Raw genomic sequence first — 13,954 nt, 5'->3', positions numbered from 1 at the left:
CCGCCTCGGGCGTCGGCAGCGTCGAGCGGGGCGGCACGGCCCCGTCCCGTAGGCGCAAGGGGCCGATCCGCTGCCGGGTGTGCGGGCGGACGCTGACCGACGCCGGTGAGATGAAGCTGATGCGCTGCGAGGGGTGTCCCTCAGATCTGGACGAGGCGTTGTACGAACGGCTGCGGGAGTGGCGGTCGGTCCAGGCCAAGGAGCTGGGACAGCCGGCGTACTGCGTCTTCACCGACAAGACCCTGATGGCCATCGCCGAAGCGGTGCCGGCGACCGAGGCCGAACTGTCGCGGATCTCCGGAGTGGGCGCCCGTAAGCTGAGCCGCTTCGGGGACGAGGTGCTGTCGCTCTGCGCGGGCGAGTTCGAGGGTGCCGGGCAGTTCGAGGGTGCCGGGGAGGGCGAGGATCTCCCCTCGGCGCATGCGAGCACGGACTCGGAGGCCGATGCCAGTCAGCAGGGCGTCTTCGGTGGCGATGACCAGGGCCAGAGGGATGTCCTGAGCGCTGTTACAGAAGAGACGGAAAAATAGTTTGCGCCGGCGGCGTGGAGCCTCATAGCCTTCCATGCGTGGTGAGAGAGGGGCTTTTCGCTCCCCACCTTCCATGCTTGACTGAAACCTGCACACCCGGACCAGCTTCGGCCGGTCCTCGAAGCGCCGAGAGGAGGCGAGCCCAGTGATCGAGATCATCAACATCAGCAGCGTGACCGGTTGCTCGGCCGTCGCCACCTGCCTGCCCGTATCCCGTTTCCAGGACACCGGTGCGTCCAGCGTGCTCCTGGGCGGCAATGAGCGGGCCTTCGGCGCCGGACGACCGACCGTGGCACCTGCGGCAGCAGCGGCGCGTGGAGACGTCTACGTCTCCCGGCACGCGGTCGCCGGTGCCGCCGAGGGACACCAGAAGACGCAACTCAAGATGTGGGCTCTCCGTGGCCACGATCCCTGGAGTTATCCAGCCTGATCGCGAGATCAGGTCGGTACCTTCCAGGGCCGCGGAACCCACACCGGGATCCGCGGCCCTTCTGTTTGCCCCAGCCGCCCGGCTACCAGCCGGACCGCCCAGACAACAGACACCGACAGACGAGGAAGACCACACAGTGCAGACCGAGACGCACGCCCCCTCGCCGACCGCCGACCTGACGCCACCCGAGTCCACGGAGGACACCGTGACCGCCCCGATCATCCCGTTGACGCAGCTTGACGAGGCCATTGAGCGCCTCGACGTCGCGGTTCCCTGCCGCTCCTACGACCCTGAGGTCTTCTTCGCCGAGGACCCGGCCGACGTCGAGTACGCCAAGTCCCTGTGCCAGACCTGCCCGTTGCGTGACGCATGCCTCGCTGGCGCCAAGGACCGGCGTGAGCCCTGGGGCGTCTGGGGCGGCGAACTGTTCGTACAGGGCGTAGTCGTGCCGCGGAAGCGTCCGCGTGGACGCCCCCGGAAGAACCCGGTCGTGGCATGAACACCCGCGGAACGATCACTTGCCCGTTGACGCGCGATCCCTCGCTGCGTCAGTTCCCCGAACAGGACCCGACGATGAGGACGGCACGAACCGGCACGGCACCGCGAGGCCGGACCGAAGCCACCCTCTCTCCGCAGATTAGGAACAGACAGATGCAACTCATGCCCGAATCACTGACGCGTGCGCATATGGAGTCACGCTTGCACGAAGCCGAGTCCGAACGTAGGGCGCTGCGTGTGGTGACCGCACACCGCCTGCAGCGCCGTGCCGAGCGCGCCTCTCAACGCGCCCGTCGTGCGCTGGCGATGGCGGTGATGCAGTAGGGGGCGCCGGCGGGTCGGCGCTCACGTCCGGAGCCGAAGCCTGAGGTGGGGGTGGTGAACCAGACACCGATCTGGTTCACCACCCCCGACATCGCTGTGCTTCGACCGTCACGCCAACTCGTCATCCTCCGTGGGCGGGGCGAAGCCCGGGACCCAGTCCCGCAGTTCGTCCCGCATCTGCACGCGGGCACCGAGCTGGCACAGCACGCCGATGGTGCTGAGAGTCACCCGATGGATGAGCAGATAGGACGGCGGGAGGTTGAGTTGCCGGCCCAGCTGGTGCGCCGGTGAGCGTGGATCGCCGATGCGCGTGGCCTGTTCGCGCATCCAGGCCCGGTCGAAGTCGAAGCTCTCCGCACGAGCGGGCTCGATGATCGGCTGTAGATACTCCAGCACCGCACCAGGATCGAGGTCCACGCTCTCCTTGACGAACCCCTCCGCGCACAGCAGGTCGTAGACCTCCTCGGAGTCGCCGTCCAGGACCATGCGGAGCGCCGTGCCAATGGTGGGCGGCAGACCGTCCGGCAGCCGGTCCACGGTGCCGAAGTCCAGCACCGCCAGGCGCCAGCTCGAGGGTGGGTCCTCCGCCGACTCCATTGGTTCGCTTGACTCCGCCTGCTGCGTCTCGACGGGATCGGTGAGCAGCCGGAAGTTGCCCGGATGGGGATCCGCGTGCAGCAGCCCGGTGCGTTCCGCGCCGGAACACAGGAACCGGGCCAGCAGTTGGCCTGCCCGGTCCCGCTCCGCCTGGCCCCCCTCCGCTATGACCTGCGCCAGCGGTATCCCGGCAACCCATTCCGTGACGAGCACCCGCTCGCTCTCGTGCAGCACGTCCGGCACGAAGACATCCGGGTCGTCTCGGTACTCGGCGGCGTACGCGCGCTGGGCCGCGGCCTCGAGGCCGTAGTCCAGCTCCTCCGTGACCCGGTCCTGCAACTCGCGGACCAGAGGCTTGATGTCCATGCCCGGGATGAGCGGGCCCAGTAGCCTGGAAAAGCGGGCCAGCTGGGCGAAGTCCGAGATCAGGGCCTCTCCCGCACCCGGATACTGCACTTTGACCGCGACCTCGCGTCCGTCGTGCCAGATCCCCCGGTGCACCTGACCGATCGACGCCGCCGCCGCGGGCTCGTCCCGGAACTCTCGGAAGAGCTTCGGCCAGTCCTCTCCCAACTGCTCGACCAGCACCGAGCGCACGGTTTCCGCAGGCATCGGCGGAGCCGCCTCCTGCAGCTTGGTCAGGGTGGCGCGATACGGGCCGGCCAGGTCCTCGGGCAGCGCGGACTCGAACACGGAGAGCGCCTGCCCGAACTTCATCGCGCCCCCCTTGAGTTCGCCGAGGACCTTGAACAGCTGGGCCGCGGTGCGCTGCTGCATCTCCTGTCCCACCAGATCGGCGGAGTACCCGCCGATGCGCTTGCCCAGCCCCCAGGTGGCGCGACCGGCGACCCCGATCGGCAAGGCTGCCAGCTTGGCCGTACGCGTGACCGCCTTGCGAGGAAGATCAGACATCTGCCCCTCCAGTTTCCCTGACGACGTTGTCCGAGTGCGTGAGACCAAGCCGCCCGCGCGAACGTGCCCATTACCGAACCATTGTGGCCTCCACGGGCTCCACTGCGGAGCCCGGGCGGTCGACCGTTGCCGAACTCGCACCGCAGGGACATTCCCGGTGCGGAGTGAACTGCTCGGTGTCCGGCAGCAGGTGGGGGAGCGCGAACCGCATGCGATAGCCGGCGGCGCACCCGCCGTCACCGTCCAGGAAACTCAGCGCGAAGGAGGTGACGGCCCCCGCGACCATCACCGCCAGGGCCGTGTCGCATGCAGCCACCCCCGCGCGTCTGCGACCGGTGGTGCGCCACTGTCCGACGACGAGCGGCCAACTCGGCTCCCGGTCCGTGCGAGTCCGCAGCAGACACCCCGCACAGGGGGTCACCCCTGGCAGTACGAGGGGCCCGAGCACGCCGGTGCCCTCGATCACGCCGCCGTAGAGATGGGGCGTGCCGGAGCGAACGAACCGTTCGGCGGTGGTCGGGTCGGGCGCGTACGCGTCCAGTCCGTCCCGCGGCGCGATCACCACCAGGCTCAGCCCGTCACGAACCCCGTCCGGCGCCCGATCCGCCTCCTCGCCCCTTGATCTGGCCGCGTTCACCGCCGCGCGGGCCGCCAGGTCACGCCGGTCGCCGACGCGCTGCGGGGGGATACCGCCGGGGGTGGTGTCCCATGGTTCGACCTGACCCCCGTCCACCACGTCGACCTGACCAACTCCCGCGGCGGACAGGGTCGTGGCGACGGTCGCCCCCACCCGGCCGGCGCCGCGGACCTGTACCCGCATCGCGCCTCGTGCGGCCAGTCGGCGTGGCGCGGCGCCTGGTTCGGAGTGGACCGTGGACAGTGAGGCGAGATCGGCTCGAAGCCGATCGCTCATCCGTGCCGAGGCCTCCCGGTCGGCGGTGGCGTCGTCGAGCAGCCCGGCTTTGGTGAGGCGGTCCACCAGCCGATCGGTGGCGCCCGAGGGCATGCCGAGGTGGTCGGCCGCCGCACGGAGGCGGTCCATGCTCCGCGTGCCGTCCATCAGGTCGAGGAAGGCCGCGGTGGTGTCGTCGAGCGGGCCGAGCACTATGGCGTGTGCTGGTGCCACGCCATACTGCACGGTCTTGCGGTCACGCCAGCCACGTCGCAACGCGGGCTTGATCAATGGGTGCATGAGCACAGCATGAGGCACATCACAGAAATGCGCGGAAAGTTGTCCACAGGTACGGCTCTTTCATCGTATTTTTCCTGTGTGGCTGTATCGATATCAACGTGGACAACTCGAGGCACGACTCACGGTGCCGCCGCGCTGTAGCGTCTGGGCGTGCTCTCGAACTCCCGGAACAGCAGCGACCGTAGCGGCGTCGAGGTGCGCCGGAGCGCCCGGCGACGGCGTACGGTCTCCGCCTACCGGGAGGGCGACCGCACCATCGTGTTGGTGCCCGCGCGTCTGTCCGCCGCCGAGGAGGACCGTTGGGTCGACGTCATGCTGCGGCGGCTGGCCGCCCGTGAGGAGCGGGCGTACGACCCGGCCGAACTGACCGAGCGTGCCGATCGGTTGTCCGAGCGTTACCTCGAGGGGAAGGCACAGCCCCGCTCGGTGCGGTGGGTCACCAACCAGAACACTCGGTGGGGTTCCTGTACCCCCGCCGACGGCAGCATTCGGCTCTCCCACCGACTGCAGGGGACTCCCCGGTACGTGATCGACTACGTGCTTCTGCACGAGTTGGCCCACCTGCTGGTGCCGGGCCACGGCCCGGCATTCTGGCGGCTGTTGGAGGCGTATCCGCGTACGGAACGGGCACGCGGATTCCTGGAGGGAATCGCGACCGCGGGGCGGCTTCCACATCTTCATCCCGCCCGTGACGAGTGACGAATCGCCGGGACCCGTTAGCCTGGCGCGAGCACTCATGCAATCGGATGGGGGACGGTCGTTACGCATGGCCAGGGAATTCCAACGCGGCCACAAGGCCAAGATCAGTGATCTGACTGCTGGGACGGATCTGTACGTCGGTGTACAGATCACCGCTCCCGGGCTGAACTTCGACATCAGTTGCTTCGGACTCGACGCTGACGAGCGACTCTCCGACGACCGGTATTTCGTGTTCTTCAATCAGCCGAAGTCGCCGGAGGAGTCCCTCCAGCAGCTCGGCCCGCAGGCCGGGGACACCGAGTCGTTTCGGGTGACGCTCGACCGCATCCCGTCGAGTATCCAGAAGCTGTCCTTCAGCGCGTCGATCGACGGTGACGGGCAGATGTCGCAGGTCGCCTCGGGCTACATCCGGCTGGTCGCCGGTGGCGACGAGGTGGCCCGCTACTCCTTCCAGGGTTCGGAGTTCAGCACCGAGCGCGCGATGATGCTCGGGGACATCTACCTGAAGGACGTCTGGCGGTTCGCGGCGATCGGGCAGGGTTTCGACGGCGGACTGGACGCGCTGCTGCGCAACTTCGGTGGCGAGGTCGCCGAGGACGAGCCGGCGGCGGACTCCGGCGTCGCACCCGGATTCGCGCCCCCCGCGGCCGGTGGGGCCTCCCAGCCGGCACAGCCGGCCCCGGGTTTCGCCGTGCCACAGGGTGGCGGCGCACCCGCGGCGCCGACTCCGCCGCCCCAGCCGCAGGCTCCTCAGCCCCCCCAGCCGCAGCAGCCTCAGTCGCCGGCCGCCGCGAACGCCGCAGCGCCCACCATCGCGGCCCCCATCACTCCACCCGGCGCTCAGCCGGGACCGGCGGTGCCTGCGCCGCCCGGTCCGCCGCAGCCGCCACCCGCTCCGCCGCAGGGTCAGGCCGTACCCCCACCAACCGCTCCGCAGGCTCCGCCGTTCGGCCAGCCCCCCGGCGGCCAACAGCAGCCGCCGCCCGCTCCCGGGCAGGCGATACCGAATCCGTTCGGCCAGCCCCCCGGTGGCCAACAGCAGCCGCCGCAGGTGCCGCAGGGCCCCGCCGCCGGCATGGCCGTCACACTCGAGAAGTATCGGGAGGCCCCGACCGGCCAACGTTGGACCCTGCAGAACGGTCAACTCGCCAGGGTCGATCTGGGGATCGACGGGCAGCCCGTCCTGGCCCGGCAGGGCAGCATGGTGCTGTACCAGGGCAAGGTCGACTTCAGTCACAAGGGCGCGGGTTTCCGCGGCCGGATCGTCGGCAACGCCACTGGCCAGGAGATGCAGTTGATGCGCTGCTCCGGTGGCGGTCAGGTGTTCTTCGCGGAGGAGGCCGGTTACCTCCACCCGATCGAGTTGCAGGGGGACGCGATCTGCGTCTCGGCGGAGCACGTCCTCGCGTTCGACGAGTCACTGCAGCATGAGGTGCGCCGTATCGAGGGTCACGGGATTCCCGGCGGGGCGCTGTTCACCATGCAGTTCCAGGGCACCGGCACGGTCGTTGTCAAGACCCAGGGCAGCCCCGTGGTGCTGCCGGTCACCCCCACCACCTTCGCCGACGCGGACGCGGTGGTGGCCTGGTCCGCCGCCGCACAGGTCGTCGTCTCCAGCCAGGTCCGGCTACGACGGCAGGCATACCCCGGACACAGCGGCGAGACCGTGAACCTCCAGTTCCGTGGTGCCCCGGGGAACTTCATCGTCGTCCAGCCCTGCGAGGTCTGAGGAGCCCGTCATGGATCAACAACTCGTGTCGGGCTGCACCCCGGCCGCACCCACCGCCCGTATGGAAACCCACGGCAACAGCATGCTCCGGGTCGTCATGCAGTCCGGGCAGGACCTGTTCGCGCGCACCGGCTCCATGGTGGCGTACGAGGGGTTCGTGCAGTACGACCCCAACCCGCCGGCCGTACGCCAGATGGCCTCCCAGTGGCTCACCGGCGAGGGCGCCCCTCTGATGCGGTGCCACGGCGACGGCATGCTCTATCTCGCGGACTACGGCGCGGACGTTGTCGTGCTGAACCTCAACGAGGACAGCCTCTCGGTGAACGGCAGCAACATCCTGGCCTTCGACGCCCACCTCAACTGGGGCGTCCAACGGGTAAAGGGCATGGCGAAGTTCTCCGGGCAGGGCCTCTTCAACGTCGCGATCTCCGGCACCGGCTGGGTCGCGCTGACCACACGCGGCACGCCGGTGGTCGTGGACTGCGGTCGTGGCGCGGACGAGACGTACGTCGACCCGGACGCGCTGGTCGCCTGGTCGACGCATCTGAAGATGAAGGGCAAGCGCAGCTTCAAGGCCTCCTCGATGATCGGCCGGGGCAGCGGAGAGGCGTACCAGATGGGCTTCTCCGGACAGGGATTCGTCGTCGTCCAGCCCAGTGAGGACAGCACCGACCGCCTGCGGGCACGGGGCTGAGGGGAGGAAACACACATGCAGAGTTCGCTTTTCGGCTACACCGAGGTGCAGTCCTCCGAGCGGTACGCCCTGCAGAACGACCGCCTGCTGAGGGTCGCGCTGAGCGGACACGAGGACGTGCTCGCCCGGCAGGGAAGCATGGTCGCGTACCAGGGTCTGTTGGAGTTCGACGGGGAGTACCAGACCCAGGGTCAGCGAAACGCCCGCGCCCGGACCGGGGAAGGTCTCGACCTGATGCGTGTCTCGGGTGAGGGCACGGTCTTCCTGGCGAACCTCGCGCAGTACGTCCACGTGATGGACATCGATCACGAGGGCCTGACCGTGGACAGCCAGTACGTCCTCGCGCTGGACTCCACGCTGCACTGGGAGGTCATCTCCGTGGACAGCCAGTACGGCGTCTCCGGATCGGGGAAGTACAACCTGAACATCTCCGGCCACGGCAAGGTCGCCCTGATGACCTCCGGCAAGCCCCTCATGCTGCAGGTCACTCCGGAAACCTTCGCGAACGCCGACTCCGACGCGGTCGTGGCCTGGTCCACCTCACTGCGGGTGCAGATGCAGGCCCAGACGACCTCCTCCGGTGTCTGGCGCCGTAGGGGGAACACCGGCGAGGGTTGGGAGTTGAGCTTCATGGGCCAGGGCCACGCCCTGGTGCAGCCGAGCGAACTGCTGCCCCCGCAGAACGCCGTACTGTCCGGCATGGCCGCGCAGTACGGCATGGGCCAGCAGGGCGCCCGCGGCCAGAACCAAGGGAACGCGTTCTCCTGACCGTCTGCCAGTCCAGCAGGCCCCCAACGGCCCGCCCGAGGAGGGCCTGGCTGCCGGAGCAGCGCCGCTCACCGGTCGGGGAACGCCGCACAGACGCCCTCCCCGACCGGTGACAGCTCCCTCACAGCACCGCCCGGGTGCGCTCCATGAGCCGCACCACCGACTCGTCGGCCACCGAGGCCACCTCGTCGTACGCGTACCACCGCACGTCCAGCGACTCCTCGCTGACGGCCTCCACGGCTCCCTCCGGCGCGAGCGCCGCGAACTGCACATCCAGGTGCCAGGCGCACGGCGTCAGGTGCCGGTCCAGGCGCACCGGCCCGGCGGGCAACAACGTCAGCCCCGTGATGCCGGACTCCTCCTCGGCCTCCCGCAACGCCGCCGCCGTCGCCGTCTCGTCGTGCGCCTCGCAGTGCCCGCCCGTCTGCAACCACATCCGCAGCTTCCGGTGCAGGGTGAGCAGGACCCGCTGCCGTACGGGATCGACCACGAGCGCGCTCGCTGTCAGGTGGCCCTCCTGGCAGGACTTGAACATGCCGTCCGGGTGGGCCGTCAGGTGCTCCAGATACGTGTGCCGGAGCCGGTCCTGCCCGGAATCCGGGGCCTGCCAGTCGGTGAGCAGTCGCTCCGCGTCAGCGTGCAGGCTCACCGGGCGCCGCCACCCTCGGTGTCGTCCGGGTCAGTGCCCTCGTCGCGGTCCTTGCCCGTCTCCCGGTCCCGGCCCGGGCCGTCACCGCCGGTGGCTTCAGTGGTTCCGGTGTTGTCCGGGCCGGAACCCTGGGCGGCGTCGCCGAGCATCTTGTCCAGCTCCGAGAAGTCGAGCTGTTCGCGGTGCACGAAGCCGTCCGGATCGTCCAGGTCCTCAGCGGTCGGCAGCATGTCGGGGTGCTCCCAGACGCTGTCCCGTCCCTCGGTGCCCCGTACCTCCGCCAGCAGCGCCCACAGTCGTGCCGCGTCACGCAACCGCCGGGGACGCAGCTCCAGCCCGATCAGCGTGGCGAAGGTCTGTTCCGCCGGTCCGCCGGAGGCACGCCGCCGCCGCAGCGTCTCCCGAAGCGCGCTGGCGGAGGGGAGGTGGGGCTCCGCGGCACTGTGCACCACGGCGTCGACCCAGCCCTCGACCAAGGCCAGGGCCGTCTCCAGACGCGCCAGCGCGGCCTTCTGTGCCGGGGTGTCCTCCGGTTGGAACATCCCCTGCTGGAGCGCCTGCTGCAGCTCCTCGGGGTGCTGTGGATCGACCTGTCCGACCACGTCCTCCAGTTTGGAGGTGTCGACCTTGATCCCGCGGGCGTATCCCTCGACCGCCCCGAAGAGGTGCGAGCGCAGCCACGGCACGTGGGAGAACAGCCGCTGGTGCGCGGCCTCCCGCAGGGCCAGATACAGCCTGACCTCCTCCTGCGGGACGCCCAGCCCCTCCCCGAAGTCCTCGATGTTGCGCGGCAGCAGCGCGGCCTTGCCGGACGGCCCCAGCGGCAGCCCGACGTCCGTGGAGCCCACGACCTCGCCGGCCAGCACGCCGAGCGCCTGGCCGATCTGGGTGCCGAACATGGCTCCGCCCATGGAGCGCATCATGCCGATCAGCGGACCCGCCATGGCCTGCATCTCCTGGGGCAGGACATCGCCCATCGCGGCGCCCACCCGCTCGGCGACCGGGTCGACCAGGTCCTTCCAGACCGGAAGCGTCGCCTCGATCCACTCGGCACGGCTCCAGGCCACCGCCGTGCCGGAACCCGAAGGCAGGGAGGTCGCGCCGTCCAGCCACAGGTCCGCGAGCCGGACGGCCTCCTCGACCGCGGCCCGCTCGGTCGCGCTGACACTGCGGTCGGGCGAGGGCCTGGAGCCCTCCTCGGCGTCGGCGGAACCGGCCGGCCCGCCCTGGGCGACGGTCTGCCGGGCGATGTCCTTGGCCATATCCCAGTTCACCGGGCCGCCCTCGTACGACATCATCTGGCCCAGCCGCTGAAAGGCGGCGCCCAGGTCACCGGGGTCGAACGAACCGCCGGCCCCGCCGCCCAACGAGCCGAACATGGCCGCCAGCGGGTTCTCGGGACCGCCCGCTCCGCTGCCGCCGAATCCGAACGAGGGCTTGCCGCCGCTCTGCTCGTCCCGGCCGCTCTCGCCGTCCCGATTCTTCTTGCCCTCGCTCCCGTCCTCGGGTTCCTCGGGAGGTACGCCGAATCCGAATGGGATGTCACTCACGGGTTTCCTCGGCTCTGTCTCGTCGGACGGTTCGATTGGTCTGATTCTGGTGGGTGTGCCTCCAGCCTAGACATCCGTCAGGCAGGATGGAGCCCGCGCACCTCGTACCAGAAACAACCGCTGGAGACACCCGGTGAGTTCCTCCGAGACCGACGTTCGCGTAGCGCGAACCCCCACCGTCGCCGTGACGGGCGCTGCGTCCGGGATCGGCGCGCTGCTTTTCGAGCGGTTGATCAGCTCACCCGAGGTGAAGGACGTCGTCGGCTTCGACGAACGCCGCGGGGAGTCCGGCGAGGCGGCACAGTGGCACACGCTGGACGTGCGGGACCCGGTCATCGCCGACCGGTTGCGCGGTGACGGGCGGCCGGTGGACGTCGTCGTGCACCTGGCCATGGACCTGGGGCTGGAGGGCGACGCCGCGGCTCGTACGGCGTACAACGTCCGCGGTACCCAGACCGTGCTCACCGCGGCCGCCGCCGCCGGCGTGCACAGGGTCGTGCTGTGCACCTCGACGATGGTCTACGGCGCGCTGCCCACGAACGACGTGCCGCTCGCGGAGGACGCCGAGCTGTGCGCCACCGCCGAGGCCACCGGCGTCGGGGACCTGCTGGAGATCGAGCGGCTGGCACACCGCGCGCCGCGCGCGCACCCGGGGCTCAACGTGACGGTCGTACGCCCCGCGGCTCTGGTCGGTGGCGTGGACACGGCGCTCACCAGGCATTTCGAGTCACCGAGGCTGCTGGTCGTCGCGGGCTCACGCCCCTGTTGGCAGTTCTGCCATGTCGAGGACCTGGTCAGCGCGTTGGAGTACGCCGCGCTGGAGAAGGTGGAGGGGGAGCTGGCGGTCGGCTGCGACGGCTGGCTCGAGCAGGAGGAGCTCGAGGAACTCTCCGGGATGCGGCGGATGGAGCTGCCCTCCGCCGTCGCGATGGGCGCCGCCGCGCGGCTGCACCGCCTGGGCCTGACACCCTCCCTGGCCGGGGACCTCGCCTACACCATGTACCCGTGGGTGGTCAGCGGCAGCCGGTTGTACGAGGCGGGGTGGCGTCCCCGGTGGACCAACGAGGATGTGCTCGCGGAACTGCTCGAGGAGGTGTCCGGGCAGCACACCGTGGCGGGCCGCCGGCTGGGCCGTAAGGACGCCACCGCCGCTGGCGCCGCGGGTGCCACGGTGGCGCTCCTGGGCACCGCCGCGCTGGTACGCCGCGCGCGCAAGCGGCGCGGCCTGTAGCGGGCGGGTGAGCGCAGGAGCCACGACCGGTGAGGTCCCCGGTTTCGCATTCCGGGTGGGTACGGCAGCATTCGACGTATGACGCAGAGAGATGATCATCCCGGCGAGCGCGGAACCACCGACCCGGTGCGGCTCCTTGAGATCCGGGACAGTCCACTGTCGCTCGACGAGGTCTTCCAGGCCGTCGGCGACGACGCCGCGGGTGGCACGGCGCTTTTCGTCGGCACCGTACGAGACCATGACGGCGGCACGGATGTCGCACAGCTCGAGTACTCCTCGCATCCCAGCGTGGACGCGGAGTTCCGACGGGTGGCCGAGCGGGTGATCGCGGCCTATCCGGTGCGGGCCGTGGCCGCCGTCCACCGGGTGGGCGAGCTGCGCGTCGGGGACATCGCCGTCGTCGTCGCGGTGTCCTGCCCACATCGGGCGGAGGCGTTCGACGCCTGCCGGCAGCTCATCGACGAGCTGAAGCGGGAACTCCCCATCTGGAAGCACCAACTTTTCGCGGACGGCACGGAGGAGTGGGTGGGAGTCGGATCGTGACGTCCTATCCCTCCTGACCGTGCCGCCGCAGCGTCCCGCGTTCGGCGTATATACATTCCGGTCGCGTACCTGATGAGCTGACCGGAGCGTTGAAAGATACGCGGACGTCGCAGGTCTCGGCCGGTTGGGGAGCCGAGATGTCAGGCGGCTAGGGCGAGAATCGGGAGCACACACATGGCTGCACTTCTCTGGCTGCTGATTCCGCTTGCCGGTGCCGTGCTGGCGAGCGTGTGGGGCGGGATGGCCGCTCGCCGACGCACGCTGGTCCCGGACGCGGTCGGTGTCGCCGCGTACGACCGCTTCCGCCGCGCCATGGAGGCCGCCGTCCCCGCCTCGGGCGGGGCGAACGCGGCGGACACGTCCCTCGGTACGCTCCCGGCCGCGGACCCGCGTGCCCCAACTGCCGCCGATGCGCTGGCCGCCACGGACGGACCGGCCCGGGAAGCCCGCTGACGGACCGGTCCCGTACTGTTTCGGCATGCCACGCCGCACCGCGACCATGCTAGCGTCCACACTGCTGCTGATAGCCGTGCTCTGCGCGGCGGTGTTGATCAAGGTGCCGTATTCGGCCATGTCACCCGGACCCACCTACAACACCCTGGGCTCGGTCGACGGCGAGCAGGTGCTCAGCTTCCCAGGGGAAGAGGTCTCGGACAACAAGGCCAGCGGCCACCTGAACATGACCACGGTGCGCGTCACCGGGTCCGACTACCGCATGAACCTCTTCCGCGCGATCTACGGCTGGCTGGCCGAGGACAGCGCCGTGGTGCCGAGGCAGACGCTCTACCCCTCCGGCAAGTCCGCCGAGGAGGTCAAGGAGCAGAACGCCGAGGAGTTCAGCCGGTCCCAGGAGAGCGCGAAGGTCGCGGCACTCCGGGAGTTGGGCGAGAAGGTGCCCACCCGGGTGGTGGTGCAGGCGGTCCTCAAGGACGGCGAGGCGCGCGGGAAGCTGCACGCCGGTGACGTCATCAAGTCCGTGGACGGCACCCGGGTCAAGGACCCGAACGACGTGGCGGAGTTGGTCACCGAGCATGACCCGGGGGAGAAGGTGCGGTTCACCGTCGTCCCGGCGGACAAGGCCGAGGCCGCGGAGAAGGACGGCAGGAATCCGGAGAAGCTGCCGGGCGAGCGGGTCACCGTACCCACGCGGAAGGCGGACGACGGACGGGCCGTGGTGGGCATCCAGCCGGGGGTCGCGCACACCCTCCCGATCTCCATCGACATCACGCTCGCGGACGTGGGCGGTCCGAGCGCCGGTTTGATGTTCGCCCTGGGCATCGTCGACAAGTTGACCCCGGAGGATCTCACGGACGGCTCGTTCGTGGCCGGCACCGGGACGATCGACGACAAGGGGCAGGTCGGCCCCATCGGCGGGATACACATGAAGACCGTCGCGGCTCGGGAGAAGGGCGCCGAGTTCTTCCTCACCCCGAAGGACAACTGCACGGGCGCCGTGGCGAACGCGCCGGACGGGTTGATCCTCGTGAAGATCGACACGATGGACGACGCGATGTCCGCGCTGCGCAAGATCAAAGCAGACAAGACCGCCGAGTTGCCGCGCTGCGCCGCCGGCTGATCTTCCGTACGGCGCGGCGCGCGGCTGCTCTG

16 protein-coding genes are annotated in these 13,954 nt (G+C 69.9%); 12 read left to right on the top strand and 4 right to left on the bottom strand.

Annotated elements, in window-relative coordinates; genetic code table 11:
- The 4 genes from AN216_RS01230 to AN216_RS26280 form a co-directional block, all read left to right on the top strand.
- Positions 1 to 530 (top strand): HRDC domain-containing protein (locus AN216_RS01230; protein ID WP_170842988.1); only part of this gene is annotated, 530 nt, incomplete at its 5' end.
- Positions 531 to 675: 145 nt separating this feature from the next.
- Positions 676 to 960 (top strand): hypothetical protein, encoded by a 285-nt coding sequence (locus tag AN216_RS01225; RefSeq protein ID WP_070194681.1) that lies wholly within the window; start codon positions 676 to 678, stop codon positions 958 to 960.
- A gap of 136 nt (positions 961 to 1,096) precedes the next feature.
- The gene (locus AN216_RS01220) at positions 1,097 to 1,459 is read left to right on the top strand and encodes a WhiB family transcriptional regulator (protein ID WP_070194680.1); all 363 of its coding nucleotides are present in this window, start codon (positions 1,097 to 1,099) and stop codon (positions 1,457 to 1,459) included.
- Complete coding sequence (locus tag AN216_RS26280; RefSeq protein ID WP_079166113.1) at positions 1,456 to 1,782, top strand: hypothetical protein; 327 nt, start codon at positions 1,456 to 1,458, stop codon at positions 1,780 to 1,782. The genes AN216_RS01220 and AN216_RS26280 overlap by 4 nt, the downstream gene beginning before the upstream one ends.
- A 108-nt stretch (positions 1,783 to 1,890) precedes the next feature.
- Here the strand turns inward: AN216_RS26280 and AN216_RS01215 are convergent, their stop codons facing one another.
- Positions 1,891 to 3,291, bottom strand: a complete 1,401-nt coding sequence (locus AN216_RS01215; protein WP_070194679.1) for an ABC1 kinase family protein — start codon at positions 3,289 to 3,291, stop codon at positions 1,891 to 1,893.
- Between the two features lie 70 nt (positions 3,292 to 3,361).
- Positions 3,362 to 4,483, bottom strand: a complete 1,122-nt coding sequence (locus AN216_RS01210) for a ThiF family adenylyltransferase (RefSeq protein WP_070194711.1) — start codon at positions 4,481 to 4,483, stop codon at positions 3,362 to 3,364.
- Between the two features lie 150 nt (positions 4,484 to 4,633).
- Between AN216_RS01210 and AN216_RS01205 the strand changes: the two genes are divergently transcribed.
- From AN216_RS01205 to AN216_RS01190, 4 genes are all read left to right on the top strand, one after another.
- A complete protein-coding gene (locus AN216_RS01205) occupies positions 4,634 to 5,182 on the top strand; it encodes a M48 metallopeptidase family protein (protein ID WP_244502267.1) in 549 nt (182 codons plus the stop codon).
- A gap of 67 nt (positions 5,183 to 5,249) precedes the next feature.
- Positions 5,250 to 6,911 carry a TerD family protein gene (locus tag AN216_RS01200; RefSeq protein WP_070194677.1) on the top strand — a complete coding sequence of 554 codons (1,662 nt, stop codon included), beginning with the start codon at positions 5,250 to 5,252 and terminating at the stop codon, positions 6,909 to 6,911.
- Positions 6,912 to 6,921: 10 nt separating this feature from the next.
- Positions 6,922 to 7,605 (top strand): AIM24 family protein, encoded by a 684-nt coding sequence (locus AN216_RS01195; protein ID WP_070194676.1) that lies wholly within the window; start codon positions 6,922 to 6,924, stop codon positions 7,603 to 7,605.
- 15 nt (positions 7,606 to 7,620) lie between these two features.
- Complete coding sequence (locus AN216_RS01190) at positions 7,621 to 8,373, top strand: AIM24 family protein (RefSeq protein ID WP_070194675.1); 753 nt, start codon at positions 7,621 to 7,623, stop codon at positions 8,371 to 8,373.
- A gap of 121 nt (positions 8,374 to 8,494) precedes the next feature.
- On the opposite strand, the gene AN216_RS01185 is transcribed toward AN216_RS01190, so the two are convergent.
- Together AN216_RS01185 and AN216_RS01180 are read right to left on the bottom strand one after the other, a co-directional pair.
- The gene (locus AN216_RS01185; protein ID WP_070194674.1) at positions 8,495 to 9,022 is read right to left on the bottom strand and encodes an NUDIX hydrolase; all 528 of its coding nucleotides are present in this window, start codon (positions 9,020 to 9,022) and stop codon (positions 8,495 to 8,497) included.
- On the bottom strand, positions 9,019 to 10,572 hold the full coding sequence (locus AN216_RS01180) for a zinc-dependent metalloprotease (RefSeq protein ID WP_070194673.1): 1,554 nt from the start codon (positions 10,570 to 10,572) through the stop codon (positions 9,019 to 9,021). Before AN216_RS01180 ends, AN216_RS01185 begins: the two co-directional genes overlap by 4 nt.
- Before the next feature lie 133 nt (positions 10,573 to 10,705).
- On the opposite strand from AN216_RS01180, the gene AN216_RS01175 reads away from it, so the two are divergent.
- From AN216_RS01175 to AN216_RS01160, 4 genes are all read left to right on the top strand, one after another.
- Positions 10,706 to 11,803: an SDR family oxidoreductase gene (locus AN216_RS01175; RefSeq protein ID WP_070194672.1), complete on the top strand. Its 1,098-nt coding sequence runs from the start codon at positions 10,706 to 10,708 to the stop codon at positions 11,801 to 11,803.
- Positions 11,804 to 11,881: 78 nt separating this feature from the next.
- Positions 11,882 to 12,346, top strand: a complete 465-nt coding sequence (locus tag AN216_RS01170) for a molybdenum cofactor biosynthesis protein MoaE (protein ID WP_070194671.1) — start codon at positions 11,882 to 11,884, stop codon at positions 12,344 to 12,346.
- A gap of 174 nt (positions 12,347 to 12,520) precedes the next feature.
- Positions 12,521 to 12,799, top strand: coding sequence for a hypothetical protein (locus tag AN216_RS01165; protein WP_070194670.1), 279 nt, complete (start codon positions 12,521 to 12,523; stop codon positions 12,797 to 12,799).
- Between the two features lie 25 nt (positions 12,800 to 12,824).
- Positions 12,825 to 13,922, top strand: coding sequence for a YlbL family protein (locus tag AN216_RS01160; RefSeq protein ID WP_070194710.1), 1,098 nt, complete (start codon positions 12,825 to 12,827; stop codon positions 13,920 to 13,922).
- Positions 13,923 to 13,954 lie beyond the last annotated feature (32 nt).

This window comes from Streptomyces oceani, from assembly GCF_001751245.1.
In the GTDB taxonomy this organism is placed as follows: domain Bacteria; phylum Actinomycetota; class Actinomycetes; order Streptomycetales; family Streptomycetaceae; genus Streptomyces; species Streptomyces oceani.
The sequence above is the reverse complement of the archived record's forward strand: the minus strand, read 5'-3'. Positions and strand labels throughout refer to the sequence as shown.

Coding starts and splice junctions, on each gene's coding strand:
- AN216_RS26280 (WP_079166113.1), top strand. CDS start 1,456: ATGAACACCCGCGGAACGATCACTTGCCCGTTGACGCGCGATCCCTCG.
- AN216_RS01215 (WP_070194679.1), bottom strand. CDS start 3,291: ATGTCTGATCTTCCTCGCAAGGCGGTCACGCGTACGGCCAAGCTGGCA.
- AN216_RS01210 (WP_070194711.1), bottom strand. CDS start 4,483: ATGCACCCATTGATCAAGCCCGCGTTGCGACGTGGCTGGCGTGACCGC.
- AN216_RS01200 (WP_070194677.1), top strand. CDS start 5,250: ATGGCCAGGGAATTCCAACGCGGCCACAAGGCCAAGATCAGTGATCTG.
- AN216_RS01195 (WP_070194676.1), top strand. CDS start 6,922: ATGGATCAACAACTCGTGTCGGGCTGCACCCCGGCCGCACCCACCGCC.
- AN216_RS01190 (WP_070194675.1), top strand. CDS start 7,621: ATGCAGAGTTCGCTTTTCGGCTACACCGAGGTGCAGTCCTCCGAGCGG.
- AN216_RS01170 (WP_070194671.1), top strand. CDS start 11,882: ATGACGCAGAGAGATGATCATCCCGGCGAGCGCGGAACCACCGACCCG.
- AN216_RS01165 (WP_070194670.1), top strand. CDS start 12,521: ATGGCTGCACTTCTCTGGCTGCTGATTCCGCTTGCCGGTGCCGTGCTG.
- AN216_RS01160 (WP_070194710.1), top strand. CDS start 12,825: ATGCCACGCCGCACCGCGACCATGCTAGCGTCCACACTGCTGCTGATA.